The sequence below is a fragment of the Liquorilactobacillus oeni DSM 19972 genome, assembly GCF_001436275.1.
In the GTDB taxonomy this organism is placed as follows: domain Bacteria; phylum Bacillota; class Bacilli; order Lactobacillales; family Lactobacillaceae; genus Liquorilactobacillus; species Liquorilactobacillus oeni.
In genome coordinates, this window is sequence record NZ_AZEH01000006.1 from 1 (window position 1) to 611 (window position 611).

The window sequence follows — 611 nt, forward strand, 5'->3', positions numbered from 1 at the left end:
TTACCCATCAAAGATTCAAACGTTCTTAAAGAGGTTCAAGATACGTTACTCAATAACTTTAAAGCTGGCCGACGTAACTATACGATTTTTCAAGTTGGTAAAGCGACGCTACTGCGAGTGAGTGACGTTATGGGCTTAAAACAGGCCGATATTTTTAATCCGGACGGTTCTATTAAACAAAATGCGTTTATTCATGACCGAAAAACTGGTAAACCTAATACCTTGTACCTTAAACCTGTTCAAACAGAGCTCTTATTGTACCGTCAATGGCTGCTTGATCATAAGCTGGATTCTGAATGGCTCTTTCCTTCAATTCAACACCCAGAACGCCATATTACTGAAAAACAGTTCTACAAAATTATGAGTAAGGTTGGCGATCTATTAGGAATTAATTACCTAGGTACTCATACGATGCGCAAAACTGGGGCTTATCGTGTTTACACGCAATCAAATTACAATATTGGCCTAGTCATGCACTTACTAAATCACTCAAGTGAATCAATGACTTTAGCTTATTTAGGCTTGGATCAAGCAAGTACAGAAAACATGTTGAACCAAATTGATTTTGGGTAAATTAGTTTGATTTTGTTGTCGCCAACGGCGACTTCTGA

Annotated in this window: 1 protein-coding gene; it reads left to right on the forward strand. The window is 38.0% G+C overall.

Annotated elements, in window-relative coordinates; genetic code table 11:
* Positions 1–573, forward strand: a 573-nt coding sequence (locus tag FD46_RS00290; RefSeq protein WP_065095241.1) for a site-specific integrase, incomplete at its 5' end; no start/stop codon positions are given.
* Positions 574–611 lie beyond the last annotated feature (38 nt).